We start from the raw sequence: 15,927 nt of genomic DNA, 5'->3' as shown, positions 1-15,927 counted from the left end.
GGGCCGCCCTACCTTGGTAGGGGGTGGGTTTGTTCTGCAGGGCTTTGCAGCCCTGCACCCGCAGAAGCCGAAGCAACAGCAGAAGCGGGTTTCCTGAGGGTTGGCGGGGTGGGTCCGGTGGCGGGAGACGCCGTAAACCCGTCCATGGGGGCTTGGCCGCGGCATCCATGCCGCGGACACTCCCGCCACCGGACCCACCCCGCCTTCGACAGTTTTCTGCGATCTGTCGGTACGACATATTGCGCTGGTGGGTGTCGACCTTGGTCGACACGGTAGATCCACGCCATGCGTGGATGAGTCATTCGATATCTGAAAGAAAAATCGTGTCGACCAAGGTCGACACCTACCAACAGCCACGCAGAAAAACAGCCACAGTCGCCAACAGCCGCAGCAACCTGTCGAAGGCGGGGCGGTGTCGGAGTGCGGGGTGTCAGCCGCATGGATGCGGCTGCCAAGCCTACAGGGAAGTACTTGCGGCGCCCCCGCACTCCGACACCGTCCCGCCAACCCACGGATAGCCCGCCTTTGACGTTGACGTTGCTCTGGCTCGTAGCAGGTGCAGGGCTGCAAGCCCTGCCGACCCCCTAGAACGGAGCCGCGGACTCGAACGCGAGCGCTTCGCCCGTCACCGGGTGGGTGAACCGCAGGCTGCGCGCATGCAGATGCACGCGTTGCGCCGGTGCCGCGTCATACAGCACGTCGCCGACGATGGGATGGCCGAGGCTGGCCATGTGCAGGCGCAGCTGATGGCTGCGGCCAGTGATCGGTTCCAGCGCCACGCGCGTGCGCTGCGCTTCAGCATCACGGGCCAGCACGCGCCAACGCGTCAGCGCCGGCTTGCCGCGCTCATGGTCGATCATCTGCTTCGGCCGGTTCGGCCAGTCCACGATCAATGGCAGGTCCACTTCGCCGGCATCGCCCTCAAGCAGGCCCTGCACGACGGCTTCGTAGCACTTGCCAACCTGGCGCTGCTCGAAATGCATCGACAACGCCGCCTGCATGTCCTTGCCACGCGCATGCAGCAGCAGGCCGGAAGTCACCTGGTCCAGCCGGTGCACGGTCAAGGCATCCGGATACAGCGCCTGCAGGCGCGCGACCACACAGTCCTGGTTCTCGGCGCTGCGGCCAGGCACGGACAGCAGGCCGGCCGGCTTCTCGGCCACCAGCAGCGCGTCATCGATGTAATGCAGGTGGATCATGTGGTTCCAGGAATTCCAAACAAAAACGGGGAAGCCGAAGCCTCCCCGTTTTCTGCGGACCGACCAACGGTCGGTACCCACCTTGATGGAAGAGGTACCGGCTCGAGCCGGTACCGCCTGCATCAGCCCAGCAGGTGGGCGACGCCGGCGCGCTCTTCTTCCAGCTCGGCCAGGGTCTTGTCGATGTACTTCTGGCTGAAATCGTCGATCGGCAGATCCTTCACCAGGGTGTACTTGCCGTTCTCGGTGGTCACCGCGAAGCCGAAGATCACGCCTTCCGGAATGCCGTAGGAACCGTCGGACGGCACGCCCATGGTGACCCACTTGCCGTTGCTGCCCAGCACCCAGTCACGCACGTGGTCGATGGCTGCGTTGGCGGCCGAAGCAGCCGAGGACGAGCCACGGGCTTCGATGATCGCCGCGCCGCGCTTGCCGACGGTCGGGATGAAGGTGTTGGCGTTCCACTCCTGGTCGTTGATCGCATCGGCGATCGACGCACCATCGGCGGTGGCGAAACGGTAGTCCGGGTACATGGTCGGGCTGTGGTTGCCCCACACCACCAGCTTCTCCATGCCACCGACCGGCTTGCCGAGCTTGGTCGACAGCTGGCTCAGCGCGCGGTTGTGGTCCAGGCGCAGCATAGCGGTGAAGTTTTCCGGCTTCAGGTCCGGGGCCGACTTCATGGCGATGTAGGCGTTGGTGTTGGCCGGGTTGCCGACCACCAGCACCTTCACGTCACGGCTGGCGACCTTGTTCAGCGCCGCGCCCTGCGCGGTGAAGATCTTGGCGTTTTCCAGCAGCAGGTCCTTGCGCTCCATGCCCGGACCGCGCGGACGCGCGCCGACCAGCAGAGCGATGTCGGCGTCCTTGAACGCGACTTCGGCGTCATCGGTGCCGACCATGCCGGCCAGCAGCGGGAAGGCGCAGTCTTCCAGCTCCATCATCACGCCCTTCAGGGCGGCCTGGGCCTTGTCGACCGGCAGTTCCAGCAGCTGCAGGATGACCGGCTGGTCCTTGCCCAGCATTTCGCCGGAGGCGATGCGGAACAGCAGGGCATAACCGATCTGGCCGGCGGCGCCGGTCACGGCAACACGAACGGGTGCTTTCATGGGGGTTTCCTCTTGCTTGCAAGCGTTTGATGGGACGCCGCGGGCGGAGCCACGCAGGCCTGGCGGGCGGCGGAGAACAGGGAAACGGCCACCCGTGGGTGGCCGTTTCAAAGGGGGATCAGGCGGCGAGGTGCTTGTTCCACTCGGCGACGCGGTCGGCCTGGGCGGCCAGCACGGCGTCGACGTCGCCTTCCAGGGTGATCGAATGGATCACGTCACCCTGCTTGACCGAATCGACGATGGCCTGGCCTTCCAGGACCTTGCCGAAGACGGTGTGGCGGCCGTCCAGCCAGTCGGTCTTGATGTGGGTGATGAAGAACTGGCTGCCGTTGGTGTTCGGGCCGGCGTTGGCCATCGACAGCGAGCCGACCTCGTGCTTCACGCCATTCTTCTCGTCTTCGAACTTGTAGCCCGGGCCGCCGGTGCCACGACCCTGCGGGCAGCCGCCCTGGATCATGAAGTCGGCGATCACGCGGTGGAAGATCAGGCCGTCATAGAAGCCGTGCTTGACCAGGTTCACGAAATTGGCCACGGTCAGCGGCGCCTTGTCGGCGAACAGCTCGACCTTGATCGGGCCCTGGGTGGTGTCGAAAGTGGCGATGAGGGACATGAAGATCCTTGATGCAGAGGGGAACGCGTCTAGCCACCTAGTTTACACCTGCCTCGTGGCGGCGGCGGCTTCGACCATCGGTGAAGAACCCGGCTTCAGCCCGCGGATGGGAAGCCCGGTCTCCGGGCCCTGGCGGCCCTGGCCCACGCGGCGGACAGCCAGCTGAATGGGCCCCGTGACGGGTGTGAAATCCACCTTTTCGCGAATCGTCAAGTTCGACGTATAATGTTGGACTTCTTTTTCCAAATCCGGCGCCGACTGGCCCCCTTTCGTATGTCCATCGAAAATCTTCGCAACATCGCCATCGTCGCCCACGTCGACCATGGCAAGACCACCCTGGTCGACCAGCTGCTGAAGCAGTCCGGCACCCTGTCCGAGCGTACCGTCCTCGCCGAGCGCGTGATGGACAGCAACGACCAGGAAAAGGAACGCGGCATCACCATCCTGGCCAAGAACACCGCCATCACCTGGGAAGACAAGAAGACCGGCATCAAGAACCGGATCAACATCGTCGACACCCCCGGCCACGCCGACTTCGGTGGCGAGGTCGAGCGCGTGCTGTCGATGGTCGACACCGTGCTGATCCTGGTCGATGCGATGGACGGCCCGATGCCGCAGACCCGCTTCGTGACCCAGAAGGCCTTCGCGATGGGCTTCAAGCCGATCGTCGTGGTCAACAAGGTCGACCGTCCGGGCGCCCGTCCGGAATGGGTGATCGACCAGGTCTTCGACCTGTTCGACAAGCTCGGCGCCACCAACGAGCAGCTGGACTTCCCGATCGTCTACGCCTCGGGCCTGAACGGCTATGCCGGCCTGGAAGACACCGTGCGTGACGGCGACATGACCCCGCTGTACGAAGCGATCATGCAGCACGCGCCGCGTCCGGAAGTGGACCCGGAAGGCCCGTTCCAGATGCGCATCAGCCAGCTGGACTACAACAACTTCGTGGGCGTGATCGGCATCGGCCGCATCCAGCGCGGCACCCTGAAGAAGAACATGCAGGTCGCGGTCATCGACCGTGAAGGCAAGAAGCGTAACGGCAAGGTGCTGCAGGTGCTGGGCTTCATGGGCCTGGAGCGCATCGAGCAGGACACCGCCGAGGCCGGCGACATCGTGGCCATCTCCGGCATCCAGGAGCTGACCATCTCCGACACCATCTGCGCCCCGGACACCCCGGAAGCCCTGCCGGCGCTGACCGTCGACGAGCCGACCATCTCGATGACCTTCCAGGTCAACAACTCGCCGTTCGCCGGCAACAAGGACCTGTCCGGTGGCAAGTTCCTGACCAGCCGCCAGATCAAGGACCGCCTGGACCGTGAAAAGGTCCACAACGTGGCCCTGAAGGTCGAGCAGCTGGAAGACGCCGACAAGTTCCTGGTCTCCGGCCGTGGCGAACTGCACCTGTCGGTGCTGATCGAGAACATGCGCCGCGAAGGCTACGAGCTGGCCGTGTCGCGTCCGGAAGTGATCATCAAGGAAATCGACGGCCAGATGATGGAGCCGATCGAGCAGCTGGTGGTGGACATCGAAGAAATCCACCAGGGCGGCGTGATGGAAAAGCTGGGTACCCGCAAGGGCCAGCTGAAGAACATGGAATCGGACGGCAAGGGCCGTGTGCGCCTGGAATACTCGATCCCGGCCCGTGGCCTGATCGGCTTCCAGAACGAGTTCAAGACCCTGACCCAGGGTTCGGGCCTGCTGTTCCACGTGTTCGACCATTACGGTCCGAAGGAACAGGGCGCGATCGCCAAGCGCATCAACGGCGTGATGATCGCCAATGCACCGGGCACCACCCCGGCCTACTCGCTGGGCCCGCTGCAGGAACGCGGCAAGCTGTTCGCTGCTGAAGGCGACAACGTGTATGAAGGTCAGCTGGTCGGCATCCACTCCAAGGACAACGACCTGACCGTCAACGCGATCAAGACCAAGCCGCTGACCAACATGCGCGCTTCGGGCAAGGACGATGCGATCCAGTTGACCCCGGCGATCAAGTACTCGCTGGAACAGGCCCTGGACTTCATCGAAGACGATGAGCTGGTCGAGATCACCCCGAAGGAGATCCGCCTGCGCAAGAAGTTCCTGACCGAAAGCGACCGCAAGAAGGCTTCGCGCGGCGGCTGAGCCAGCACCTCGTGAACCAGAGCGGCTACAACCCGGATCCACACCGGCATCCGGGCCTGCATGTCATCGCCCTGCTCGAAGCGAGCAAGGCGATGCTTGCGCTGTTGGCCGCCACCGGGCTGGAAGTGCTCGGGCCGCAGCCGCTGCGGCACGGCATCATGGTCCTGATCCGGCGTTTCAGCCTGGATCCGGACCATGGCACCCTGCCCTCGCTGCTGCACATGATCAGTCCCGACGCGGTCCACCTGGCCGCGGCGGGAATGATCGGCTACGGCCTGCTGCACCTGGTCGAAGCCTGGGGCCTGTGGCGGGCCAAGGCCTGGGCCTCCTGGCTGGGTTGCCTGACCGCCTCGCTGTACCTGCCTTTCGACATCTTCGCGATCATCCGCCATCCCGGCTGGCCGTCGTGGACAATCCTGGCGATCAACCTGATCGTGGTCTACGTCCTCGCCCGCGACCTGCGCAAGCGCCACCGCTGAGCACCGGCTACACTGGGGGTTGGAGCCGACCAAGCCGCCCCATGCGCCCGTCCTTGCCGCCTCTGCTGACCTGCCTGCTCGCCGCGCTGCCTGCGCTGCTTTCGGCTGGCTGCAGCCCGGCCACGCCCAGCGCGCATGCGGCCGAACCTGCGAGCCGCAACGTGCCGTTCCCGTACGCCGAAACCGATGTCGCCGACCTGCAGGCGCGGATGACCGCCGGTGAGCTGGACAGCACCACCCTGACCCAGGCCTACCTGCAGCGCATCGCCAGCCTCGACCGCACCGGGCCACGCCTGCGCGCGGTGATCGAGCTCAACCCCGATGCCCTGAAGGAAGCCGCCGCACGCGACCGCGAGCGCCGCGAAGGACGCCTGCGCGGTCCGCTGCATGGCATCCCCCTGCTGCTGAAGGACAACATCAACGCCGCACCGATGGCCACCAGTGCCGGCTCGCTGGCGCTGCAGGGCTTCCGCCCGGACGACGCCTACCTGGTGCGCCGGCTGCGCGACGCCGGCGCCGTGGTGCTGGGCAAGACCAACCTCAGCGAGTGGGCCAACTTCCGCGGCAATGACTCCATCTCCGGCTGGAGCGCGCGCGGCGGCCAGACCCGCAACCCCTACCGCATCAGCCATTCACCGTGCGGTTCCAGTAGTGGCAGCGCGGTGGCCGTGGCCGCCAACCTGGCCAGCGTGGCGATCGGCACCGAAACCGACGGCAGCATCGTCTGCCCGGCCGCGATCAACGGCGTGGTCGGCCTGAAGCCGACGGTCGGGCTGGTCAGCCGCGATGGCATCGTGCCGATCTCCTTCAGCCAGGACACCGCCGGACCGATGACACGCAGCGTCGCCGATGCTGCTGCCGTGCTGACCGCGATCGCCGGCCGCGATGACGCCGATCCCGCCACCGCGACCATGCCCGGCCGTGCGGTCTACGACTACACCGCGCGCCTGGACCCGCAGGGCCTGCGCGGCAAACGCATCGGCCTGCTGCAGACGCCGTTGCTGAAGTACCGCGGCATGCCGCCGCTGATCGATCAGGCAGCGACCGAGCTGCGTCGCGCCGGTGCCGTCGTGGTACCCGTCGAACTGCCCAACCAGGGCGCCTGGGCCGAGGCCGAGCGCACGCTGCTGTTGTACGAATTCAAGGCGGGCCTGGAGCGCTACTTCAGCACCCATCGCGCCCCACTGCGCAGCCTGGCCGAACTGATCGCCTTCAACCAGGCGCACAGCAAGCAGGAACTGGGCCTGTTCGGCCAGGAACTGCTGGTGGAGGCCGACGCCACCGCCGGCCTGGCAGACCCTGCCTACATCCGCGCGCGCAGCGATGCGCGCCGGTTGGCCGGCCCGGAAGGCATCGATGCCGCCCTCGCCGCCCATCAACTCGATGCGCTGGTGGCGCCGACCACCGGCGTCGCATGGGCGATCCGCAGCGAAGGCGACGACTTCCCCGGCGAGAGCTACAGTGCCGCTGCCGTGGCCGGTTATCCCAGCCTGACCGTGCCGATGGGCCAGATCGACGGCCTGCCGGTCGGCCTGCTGTTCATGGGCACCGCCTGGAGTGAGCCGAAGCTGATCGAGATGGCCTACGCCTACGAGCAGCGCACCCGTGCCCGGCGGCCGCCGCACTTCGATACCGATGCGCTGATCGACGCCGGCGAGCCTTGATCCGCCCCCCCAGGTAGCGCCGGGCCATGCCCGGCGGATAGAGCGACGCCGCTGCGCTCGCCGGGCATGGCCCGGCGTTACCGTCCGGGTTCCGGCTCCATCGGCACGATCGCGGCCTCGCCATCTTCAGCACCCGGCGACCGCACATCCGCAGTACGCGCACGTGGCGCACGCGGCATGTCCAGCTCGTCATCGTGCTGCACGCGTGCACGTACCTGCGGCAGCGCCTGCGGATGCTCACGCGCAAGGAAATCGAGCATGCGTTCGCGCACCAGGCAGCGCAGGTCGAAGGCATCACCGGAACTGCGCGCGCTGACCAGCAGGCGTACCTGGATCGCACGCTCGCTGGTCTCGGTCACCTGGGTCACGCAGACCCGGCCATCCCACAGCGCTTCGCCACGACAGATGCGCTCCAGCTCGGCGCGGATCGCCGCGATCGGCGCCCGGTAGTCCAGCCACAGAAACGCCGTGCCGAGCAGATCTGCACTGCGCCGCGTCCAGTTCTGGAACGGGTTCTCGATGAACCAGGTCAGCGGCACCACCATCCGCCGCTCATCCCAGATCCGCACCACTACATAGCTGCTGCCGATCTCCTCGATGCGGCCCCACTCGCCTTCGACGATCACCACGTCATCAAGCCGGATCGGCTGCGTCAGCGCAATCTGCAGGCCGGCGATGAGGTTGCCGAACACCGGCTTGGCCGCGATACCGGCCACCAGGCCGATCAGGCCCGCCGACGCCAGCAGCGCCGTGCCGATCTTCTGCACCATCGGAAAGGTCAACAGCACCAGCGAGGCGCCGAGCACGATGATGCCGCCCATCAGCACGCGACTGAGCACCCGCGTCTGGGTCTGGATGCGGCGTGCCTCCAGGTTGTCGGAGACATCGATGGGATGGCTGCGCAGGATCGCGCGCTCACCCGCCGCCACCGCGCGCACCAGCAACCAGATGAAGCAGGCGGTCAGCGCGATGTGCAGCACATGCTGCAGATTGCCCAGCACAGGATCCTGCAGCGGCGTGGCCTGCAGCGCGGGGATCAACAGCAGCAAGGGCCACGCGGTCGCCATCGGCAGGCCAAGCACGCGTCCGATGCGCGCGCGCCGGCGGTCACGCCCCTTCAATCGATGGTAGATCCACAGGATCAGCCACGCACCGATGCCGCCCACTACTGCTGCCAATCCCAACGGCCATGCGTAGGCCTGTGCGCTTTGCCAGTGCACCGTTGCTACCTCCACTCGAACAGCCAAGCGGACAGCCTCGCGCATGGCGCATGAGCGTCACGTCAGCCGTTCGTAAGAAGGGTGTTGGTGGGCAGGGCTTGCAGCCCTGCACCTGCTGCGAACCGAAGCAACAGCAACAGCCGAAGCAGAAGCGGGTTTCCTGTGGGATGGCGGGGTGGGTCCGGTTGCGGGAGACGCCGTAAACCCCGCTCCGCGGTCCGGCCCAGCCGCTGGCGGCTGTGCGTTCGGGCGCTTGCGAAGCAGTGCTTCGCAAGCAAAGCGCCCTCACCCTTGGGGGCTTGGCCGCGGCATCCATGCCGCGGACACTCCCGCAACCGGACCCACCCCGCCTTCGACAGATCTCCGCGATCTGCAGTAGATCCACGCCATGCGTGGATGAATCTCCATCGGAATCGAATATTTCGAATTGGAATCCAAATGCATCCACGCATGGCGTGGATCTACCGTGTCGACCAAGGTCGACACCTACCAACAGCCGCAGGGATCTGTCAGAAGCGGGGCGGTGTGGGTGGGCAGGACCGTTGGCGCCATGGATGGCGCCATCGAGCCCCCAAGGATGGGTTTACGGCGTGTCCTGACCACCCACACCGCCCCGCCATCCCACGGAATGCCGCTTCGGCTTTTGCCGTTGCCGTTGCCGTTGCCGTTGCCGTTGATTGCAGCAGGTGCAGGGCTGCAAGCCCTGCCGAAAAACCCTTACCGCACCTGCTCCTGCTTGCGCACGATCGCCATCGCGATCTCCAGCGACTGCTCGTAATTCAACCGCGGATCCACCGTCGAACGATACGCGCGTTCCAGGTCACGTTCGGTCAGTTCGCGCGCACCACCGGTGCATTCGGTCACGTCCTCGCCGGTCAGTTCCAGGTGCACGCCACCCAGGCGCGTGCCTGCGGCCGCATGCAGGTCGAACGACATCTCCACTTCGCCACGCACGTTGTCGAAGCGACGCGTCTTGAACCCATTGGCCGTGCTCTCGGTATTGCCATGCATCGCATCGCATACCCACAGCACGCGACGACCATCGCGCTTGACCGCGTCCAGCAACGGCGGCAGCTTCTCGGCAATCTGCGCGGCGCCCATGCGGTGGATGAAGCTCAGGCGGCCCGGTTCGTCATGCGGATTGAGCACGTCGATCAGGCGCAGCAACTGGTCCGGTGTCACCGACGGGCCCACCTTGATCGCAATCGGATTGCGCACGCCACGCAGGTACTCCACGTGCGCGCCATCGAGCGCGGCGGTGCGCATGCCGATCCACGGGTAATGCGTGCTCAGGTTCAACCAACCCTGCTGGCGCGGCACCTGACGGGTCAGCGCCTGCTCGTAGGGCAGCAGCAGTGCTTCATGCGAGGTGTAGAAATCGATGCGGTTGAGGTTGTGCACGCGGGCCCCGGCCAGGGTCTCCATGAAGTGCACTGCATCGCCAATCGAGGCCACCATCTTCTGGTACTCGGCGGCCAGCGGCGAATGCCGCACCCACTCCAGGTTCCAGTACTCGGGGTGGTGCAGGTCGGCGAAACCACCGTCGATCAGCGCACGCACGAAGTTCATCGTCATCGCCGAATGCGCGTGGGCCTGCAGCATCCGCTTCGGGTCCGGCAGGCGTGCCGCTTCGGTGAAGGCCGGCGCGTTGATCACATCGCCGCGGTAGCTGGGCAGGGTCACGCCGTCGCGGGTCTCGGTGTCGGCCGAACGCGGCTTGGCGTACTGGCCGGCGAAGCGGCCAACGCGGATCACCGGCTGGCGCAGGCCGTGCACCAGCACCAGGCTCATCTGCAGCAGCACCTTCAGCCGGTTCGAGATGGTGCCCGATTCGCAGTCGCTGAAATTCTCGGCGCAGTCACCACCCTGCAGCAGAAAGCGCTTGCCTTCCTGGGCCTCGGCCAGCTGCTGCTTCAGCGCCAGGATCTCCCATGAGGTGACCAGCGGCGGCAGCCGCTTCAGCTCGTGCAGGGCCGCGTCCAGCGCCACCGGGTCGGGATAGGTCGGCATCTGCAGCGCGGTCTTGCCACGCCAGCTCTCCGGCGACCAGGCGGCGCCGGTGGCGGCTGCGGCGGGATCGGGGACGGGCGGAACGGCGGACAGGCTCATTGCAGACTTCCGGGATGGGGGGCGGTCATGGTCGCAGAGCCAGCCGCTGACGCAAAGGGCCGGTCCGGCTGGCCTGCCCGCCTGAACGGCAGGGAAAGGCCGACGCCAGTGGCCAGATCCTGCATGGTCAGCCGCCCGGGACAGGCGCATGCTTTGTTACGGAGTAACACTTCCATGTCATGGACCGGCCCCTTCCACATCCAGCCGCCACCTCTCCCACCATGAAGCCCTCGCCCCTCGCTACCGGCATCACCTTCGCCCTGGCCCTGGCCCTGGCCCTGGCCAGCATGCCCGCCTTCGCCTCGGCAGCCGACGACACCTCTTCGTCCGTCAAGGACCTGGACGCGGTCACCGTCCACGCCCAGCTCGACCAGGCCCGCAACACGCTGTCGCCGGACATCGGCAGCAGCCAGTACCAGATCACCGCCGAGGACATCCAGAAACAGCCGCTGGGTGCCTCCGCGCCGCTCAGCCAGGTGCTGCTGCAGGCCCCGGGCGTGGTCCAGGATTCCTATGGCGGCGTGCACGTGCGCGGCGACCACGCCAACCTGCAGTACCGCATCAACGGCGTGCTGCTGCCCGAGTCGATCTCCGGCTTCGGCCAGACCCTGGATGCGCGCACCATCAAGAGCATCCGCCTGATGGACGGCGCGCTGCCGGCGCAGTTCGGCGAACGCACAGCGGCGGTGGTCGACATCACCACCCGCAACGGTGCCGAGCTGGGCAATGGCGGCAGCGCGGGGCTGACCACCGGCTCGTTCGGCAAGGTCAATCCGAATGCCTCCTGGTGGGGCAACCAGGGACGCTGGAGCTGGTTCCTGACCGGCAACTACGACCAGAACGACGTCGGCCTGGAGAACCCCACCAACACGCGCAAGCCGTTGCACGACGATACGCACCAGGGCAAGGCATTCGCCGACCTGACCTACCTGGTCAACGAGAACACCCGCCTGAGCGTGTTTGCCGGCTTCGCCAACAACCGCTTCCAGATTCCGGTCAATCCGGGCCAGGCGCCGCAGTTCGGCTATCTCGATACCACCACCTTCGATTCCAGCCAGCTGGATGAAACCCAGCGCGAGACCACCCGTTTCGGCATGCTGGTGCTGCAGGGCACGCTGGGCAGCACCGCCTATCAGCTCTCGGCCGGGCAGCGTTACAGCGATGTCGGCTTCAATCCCGATGTCATCGGTGACCTGGTGTTCAGTGGTGTCGCCTCGCAGGTGCAGCGCAGCAATCGCGCCAACACCCTGCAGGCCGATTTTTCCACGCCGCTGGGCAACGACCACAGGCTGCGCTATGGCCTGTACGGCAACTACGAGAACGCGCGGGCCAGCAGCAACAGCTGGGTGTTCCCGGTTGACGACAACGGCCAGCAGTCCAGCACCACGCCGCTGCTGATTGCCGATCGCAGCGCGTTCCACGCCAGCACGCTGGCACTGTACGTGCAGGACGAGTGGAAGATCGGCGAGGACTGGACCGTGAACTACGGCCTGCGCGGCGACCGCTACAGGGCCTTCGGCCGCAGCGAGGGCCAACTCAGCCCGCGCGTGGGCGTGGTCTGGAATGCCAGCGACAGCACCACCGTGCACGCTGGCTATTCGCGCTACTTCACGCCACCGGCCAGCGAGTTGATTGCCAGCAGCGACATTGCGCTGTACGACGGCACCACCAACCAGCAACCCAGTGGCGGCAACAACACACCGCTGGCCGAGCGCAGCGACTACTACGACATCGGCGTCTCACAGCAACTGGGCGAGCACCTGACGCTCGGCCTGGATGCCTACGATCGGCGCGTCGCGCGCCTGCAGGATGAAGGCCAGTTCGGCGCCGCCTACATCTACTCGACCTTCAACTATCGCCGTGGCCACATCCGCGGCCTGGAGTTCAGCGCCGACTACAGCAACGGCCCGTTCAGCGCCTACTTCAACGCGGCCTACAACAAGGCGATCGGCACCCAGGTCATCACCAGCCAGTACAACCTCGATCCGGATGCCCTGGCCTATGTGGCCGATCACTGGATCCACCTCGACCACGACCAGAAGCTGACGTCATCGGGTGGCCTCAGCTACGCCTTCGCCGGGCACAACCGGATCGGCGCCAACTACGTGTTCGGCAGCGGCCTGCGTTCTGACATCGAGGGCGTGCCCAACGGCGGCGAGCTGCCGTCGTACCTGCAGGTGAACCTCAGCGCCGGGCATGACTTCAACGCCGACAGCGGGCATCCGCTGCATGTGCAGCTGGCGGTGATCAACGCGCTGGACCGCAGCTACCAGCTGCGCGACGGTGGCGGCGTGGGTGTGTTCGCCCCGCAGTGGGGACCACGCCGCGGTGCCTACCTGAGCCTGCAGCAGGATTTCTGATCAGACAGGGGTCGGATCCCTTTGCGATGCAAAGGGATCCGACCCCGTCCTGCCTTCAGCGCCTGACCTTGCGCAGCGACACCACCAGCGCCCACAGCGCCAGCAGCACGAACCACACGCCCGACCACATCGGCATGGTCAGGCCCAGGAACGTCCAGTCGATGTTGCCGCAGTTGCCGGTACCGGTCAGCACCGTGCGGAACACTTCCAGCGGCCCCATGGTCTCACTCAGGAAGGCCAGCGGCGGGCCACAGGTGGAACCCATTTCCGGCGGCAGCATCTGCACGTAGACGTGGCGCGCGGCGATGCCGACACCTACTGCCGCGGCAATGAAGGCCAGCACGCCATAGGTCGCGCGTCCCGGGCGGTTGGACGGACCATGCAGTGCACCGATCAGGAACAGCAGGCCCAGCGCGGCGAACGCCAGGCGCTGGAAGATGCACAACGGACACGGCTCCAGGCCCATCTTCAGCTGCAGGAAGATGGCGTAGCCAAGCAGGCCCGCGCAGATCAGGAAGCCCAGGAAGAACTGGGCGCGGAAGGGCCAGCGCAGTGGATTCATCGTCAACGCTCGAATGGATCAGGCGCCAAGCGTAACCGAGAGTGCGCGCCGTCTGAACCGCCACACGCCACGCCTGTCGGAACGGTGTGGGTCGGATCGTGCCGCAGGTAGCGCCGGGCCATGCCCGGCGAGCGTAGCGGATACGGAAACGCCGGGCATGGCACGGCGCTACCAGAACGCAAAAGCCCGGCGGAGGCCGGGCTTTCGCTGTGTCGCGTTGGAGCGGTCCGATTACTCGGCCACTTCCTCGGCCACGACCGGACGGTCGACCAGTTCGACGTAGGCCATCGGCGCGTTGTCGCCGGCGCGGAAGCCGCACTTCAGCAGGCGCAGGTAGCCGCCCGGACGGTTCGCGTAGCGCGGGCCCAGGATGGTGAACAGGTTGCCCACGGCTTCGTTGTCGCGCAGGCGGGCGAAGGCCAGACGGCGGTTGGCGACGGAGTCGACCTTGGCCAGGGTGATCAGCGGCTCGGCAACGCGGCGCAGTTCCTTGGCCTTCGGCAGGGTGGTCTTGATCAGCTCGTGCTTGAACAGCGAGGCAGCCATGTTCTTGAACATCGCTTCGCGGTGGGCGCTGGTGCGGCTGAACTTACGGCCAGACTTCTGGTGACGCATGGTGATATTCCTTGGTTAATGATGAGGCTGTGCGGATCGTTGTCGCCATCCTGGCGTTGCTGCGCGGACTGCGGATGGTCCTGGCCGCCCGTCCTGGACGACCTGCCGCGCGAACCTGGGGTTCGTCGTGGCATGTTGTGTTGCGTTGAAGGCTCCACCGTTGCCGGTGGAGCCTCCAGGCATTACCGATATCAGCCCAGCATGCCGTGGCTGGCGACGCCGGCCGGCGGCCAGTTCTCCAGCTTCATGCCGAGCGACAGGCCGCGCTGAGCCAGCACTTCCTTGATCTCGGTGAGCGACTTCTTGCCCAGGTTCGGGGTCTTCAGCAGCTCCACTTCGGTCTTCTGGATCAGATCGCCGATGTAGTAGATGCTTTCAGCCTTCAGGCAGTTGGCCGAACGCACGGTCAGCTCCAGATCGTCGATCGGGCGCAGCAGCACCGGATCCACGCCGTTGTTGGCCGGCTTCGCCGCACCGCGGTCGCGGTGGGTGAAGTCACCGAACACCGACAGCTGGTCGCTGAGGATGTCGGCGGCGGTGCGCACGGCTTCCTCGGCATCGATGGTGCCGTTGGTCTCGATATCGATGACCAGCTTGTCCAGGTCGGTACGCTGTTCGACGCGGGCCGCTTCCACGGCATAGGCGACGCGGCGGACCGGCGAGAACGAGGCATCCAGGACCAGGCGGCCGATGGCACGGGTTTCTTCGTCCGGACGACGACGCGCGGCAGCCGGCTGGTAGCCGAAACCACGTTCGATCTTCAGACGCATGTTGACTGCCGTGTCCTTGGTCAGGTGGCAGATGACATGGTCGCCGTTCAGGATCTCCACATTGTGGTCGACCTTGATGTCGGCAGCGGTGACAACGCCCGGGCCCTGCTTGGACAGGGACAGGGTGGCGCTGTCGCCGGAGTGCATACGGATGGCCACGTCCTTGAGGTTCAGCAGGACTTCGAGCACGTCCTCCTGCAGACCTTCGACCGTGGTGTACTCATGCAACACGCCGTCGATTTCGACTTCCGTGATGGCGAAGCCCGGGATGGACGACAGCAGCACGCGACGCAGGGCATTACCCAGCGTATGCCCGTAACCCCGCTCCAAAGGTTCGATAACGACCTTTGCACGGGTGTCGGTAAGGCGTTCGATCTGCGGACCGCGAGGACGCAGAACCTGGTTGGCGGTAACCGTCATGTTGCGGGTTCTCCTAGTGAACCCCCGGCCGTCGCCGGGGGCTCTCCAATGTGAATTACTTCGAATACAGCTCGACGATCAGCGCTTCGTTGATGTCCGCAGGCAGATCCGAACGATCCGGAACAGCCTTGAAGATGCCGGTGAACTTGCCGGAATCCACTTCAACCCACGACGGGCTCAGGTCATGCTGGGCGGCGACGGTCAGGGCTTCCTGGACGCGCAGCTGCTTGGCAGCCTTTTCAGACAGGGCGATGGCGTCGCCAGCCTTGACCTGGTACGAAGCCAGGTTGACCGACTTGCCATTCACGGTGACGCCGCGGTGCGACACCAGCTGACGGGCAGCCGGACGGGTCACGGCGAAGCCCATGCGGTAGACGACGTTGTCCAGGCGGGTTTCCAGCAGCTGCAGCAGGTTCTCGCCGGTGTTGCCCTTCTTGGTCGAGGCCTTCTTGTAGTAGTTGCGGAACTGACGCTCCAGCAGGCCGTAGATACGCTTGACCTTCTGCTTTTCACGCAGCTGGGTGGCGTAGTCGGACAGCTTGCCCTTGCGGGCAGTGGCGCCGTGCTGGCCGGGCTTCTGCTCCAGCTTGCACTTCGAGTCCAGCGCACGCGCCGGGCTCTTCAGGGACAGGTCGGCGCCTTCGCGACGGGCGAGCTTACAGGTAGGACCGATATAACGAGCCATTTCT

The 15,927-nt window shown here is 65.9% G+C and carries 13 protein-coding genes; 4 read left to right on the top strand and 9 right to left on the bottom strand.

Annotated elements, in window-relative coordinates; genetic code table 11:
- Positions 1–584: 584 nt before the first annotated feature.
- The 3 genes from QP552_RS04135 to QP552_RS04125 form a co-directional block, all read right to left on the bottom strand.
- Positions 585–1,199, bottom strand: coding sequence for an RluA family pseudouridine synthase (locus tag QP552_RS04135; protein ID WP_286075064.1), 615 nt, complete (start codon positions 1,197–1,199; stop codon positions 585–587).
- 122 nt (positions 1,200–1,321) lie between these two features.
- A complete protein-coding gene (locus tag QP552_RS04130) occupies positions 1,322–2,308 on the bottom strand; it encodes a malate dehydrogenase (protein ID WP_004153634.1) in 987 nt (328 codons plus the stop codon).
- A gap of 118 nt (positions 2,309–2,426) precedes the next feature.
- On the bottom strand, positions 2,427–2,918 hold the full coding sequence (locus QP552_RS04125; RefSeq protein ID WP_005408225.1) for a peptidylprolyl isomerase: 492 nt from the start codon (positions 2,916–2,918) through the stop codon (positions 2,427–2,429).
- Between the two features lie 273 nt (positions 2,919–3,191).
- Here QP552_RS04125 and typA point away from each other — a divergent pair, with 273 nt between their 5' ends.
- The 3 genes from typA to QP552_RS04110 are packed head-to-tail and all read left to right on the top strand — an operon-like array spanning position 3,192 to position 7,182.
- Positions 3,192–5,039, top strand: coding sequence for a translational GTPase TypA (typA, locus tag QP552_RS04120; protein WP_032129766.1), 1,848 nt, complete (start codon positions 3,192–3,194; stop codon positions 5,037–5,039).
- 11 nt (positions 5,040–5,050) lie between these two features.
- Positions 5,051–5,518, top strand: a complete 468-nt coding sequence (locus QP552_RS04115) for a DUF2127 domain-containing protein (protein WP_005415426.1) — start codon at positions 5,051–5,053, stop codon at positions 5,516–5,518.
- Between the two features lie 41 nt (positions 5,519–5,559).
- Positions 5,560–7,182: an amidase gene (locus tag QP552_RS04110; protein ID WP_111111799.1), complete on the top strand. Its 1,623-nt coding sequence runs from the start codon at positions 5,560–5,562 to the stop codon at positions 7,180–7,182.
- Positions 7,183–7,259: 77 nt separating this feature from the next.
- On the opposite strand, the gene QP552_RS04105 is transcribed toward QP552_RS04110, so the two are convergent.
- On the bottom strand, positions 7,260–8,447 hold the full coding sequence (locus QP552_RS04105) for a mechanosensitive ion channel family protein (protein ID WP_343125818.1): 1,188 nt from the start codon (positions 8,445–8,447) through the stop codon (positions 7,260–7,262).
- Between the two features lie 672 nt (positions 8,448–9,119).
- On the bottom strand, positions 9,120–10,511 hold the full coding sequence (locus tag QP552_RS04100) for a 3-deoxy-7-phosphoheptulonate synthase class II (protein WP_049421673.1): 1,392 nt from the start codon (positions 10,509–10,511) through the stop codon (positions 9,120–9,122).
- A 221-nt stretch (positions 10,512–10,732) separates the two neighbouring features.
- On the opposite strand from QP552_RS04100, the gene QP552_RS04095 reads away from it, so the two are divergent.
- Positions 10,733–12,871 carry a TonB-dependent receptor gene (locus QP552_RS04095; RefSeq protein ID WP_286075060.1) on the top strand — a complete coding sequence of 713 codons (2,139 nt, stop codon included), beginning with the start codon at positions 10,733–10,735 and terminating at the stop codon, positions 12,869–12,871.
- 55 nt (positions 12,872–12,926) lie between these two features.
- On the opposite strand, the gene QP552_RS04090 is transcribed toward QP552_RS04095, so the two are convergent.
- The 4 genes from QP552_RS04090 to rpsD all read right to left on the bottom strand — a co-directional run bounded on the left by QP552_RS04090 (position 12,927) and on the right by rpsD (position 15,923).
- On the bottom strand, positions 12,927–13,433 hold the full coding sequence (locus QP552_RS04090) for a disulfide bond formation protein B (protein ID WP_049432774.1): 507 nt from the start codon (positions 13,431–13,433) through the stop codon (positions 12,927–12,929).
- A gap of 231 nt (positions 13,434–13,664) precedes the next feature.
- The gene (rplQ, locus tag QP552_RS04085; protein ID WP_005408217.1) at positions 13,665–14,048 is read right to left on the bottom strand and encodes a 50S ribosomal protein L17; all 384 of its coding nucleotides are present in this window, start codon (positions 14,046–14,048) and stop codon (positions 13,665–13,667) included.
- A gap of 191 nt (positions 14,049–14,239) precedes the next feature.
- A complete protein-coding gene (gene rpoA, locus QP552_RS04080; protein WP_004145453.1) occupies positions 14,240–15,238 on the bottom strand; it encodes a DNA-directed RNA polymerase subunit alpha in 999 nt (332 codons plus the stop codon).
- Positions 15,239–15,293: 55 nt separating this feature from the next.
- Positions 15,294–15,923 carry a 30S ribosomal protein S4 gene (gene rpsD / locus QP552_RS04075; protein ID WP_004145446.1) on the bottom strand — a complete coding sequence of 210 codons (630 nt, stop codon included), beginning with the start codon at positions 15,921–15,923 and terminating at the stop codon, positions 15,294–15,296.
- Positions 15,924–15,927: the final 4 nt, after the last annotated feature.

The sequence above is a fragment of the Stenotrophomonas sp. 59 genome, from assembly GCF_030291095.1.
GTDB lineage: Bacteria > Pseudomonadota > Gammaproteobacteria > Xanthomonadales > Xanthomonadaceae > Stenotrophomonas > Stenotrophomonas maltophilia_Q.
The sequence above is the reverse complement of the archived record's forward strand: the minus strand, read 5'-3'. Positions and strand labels throughout refer to the sequence as shown.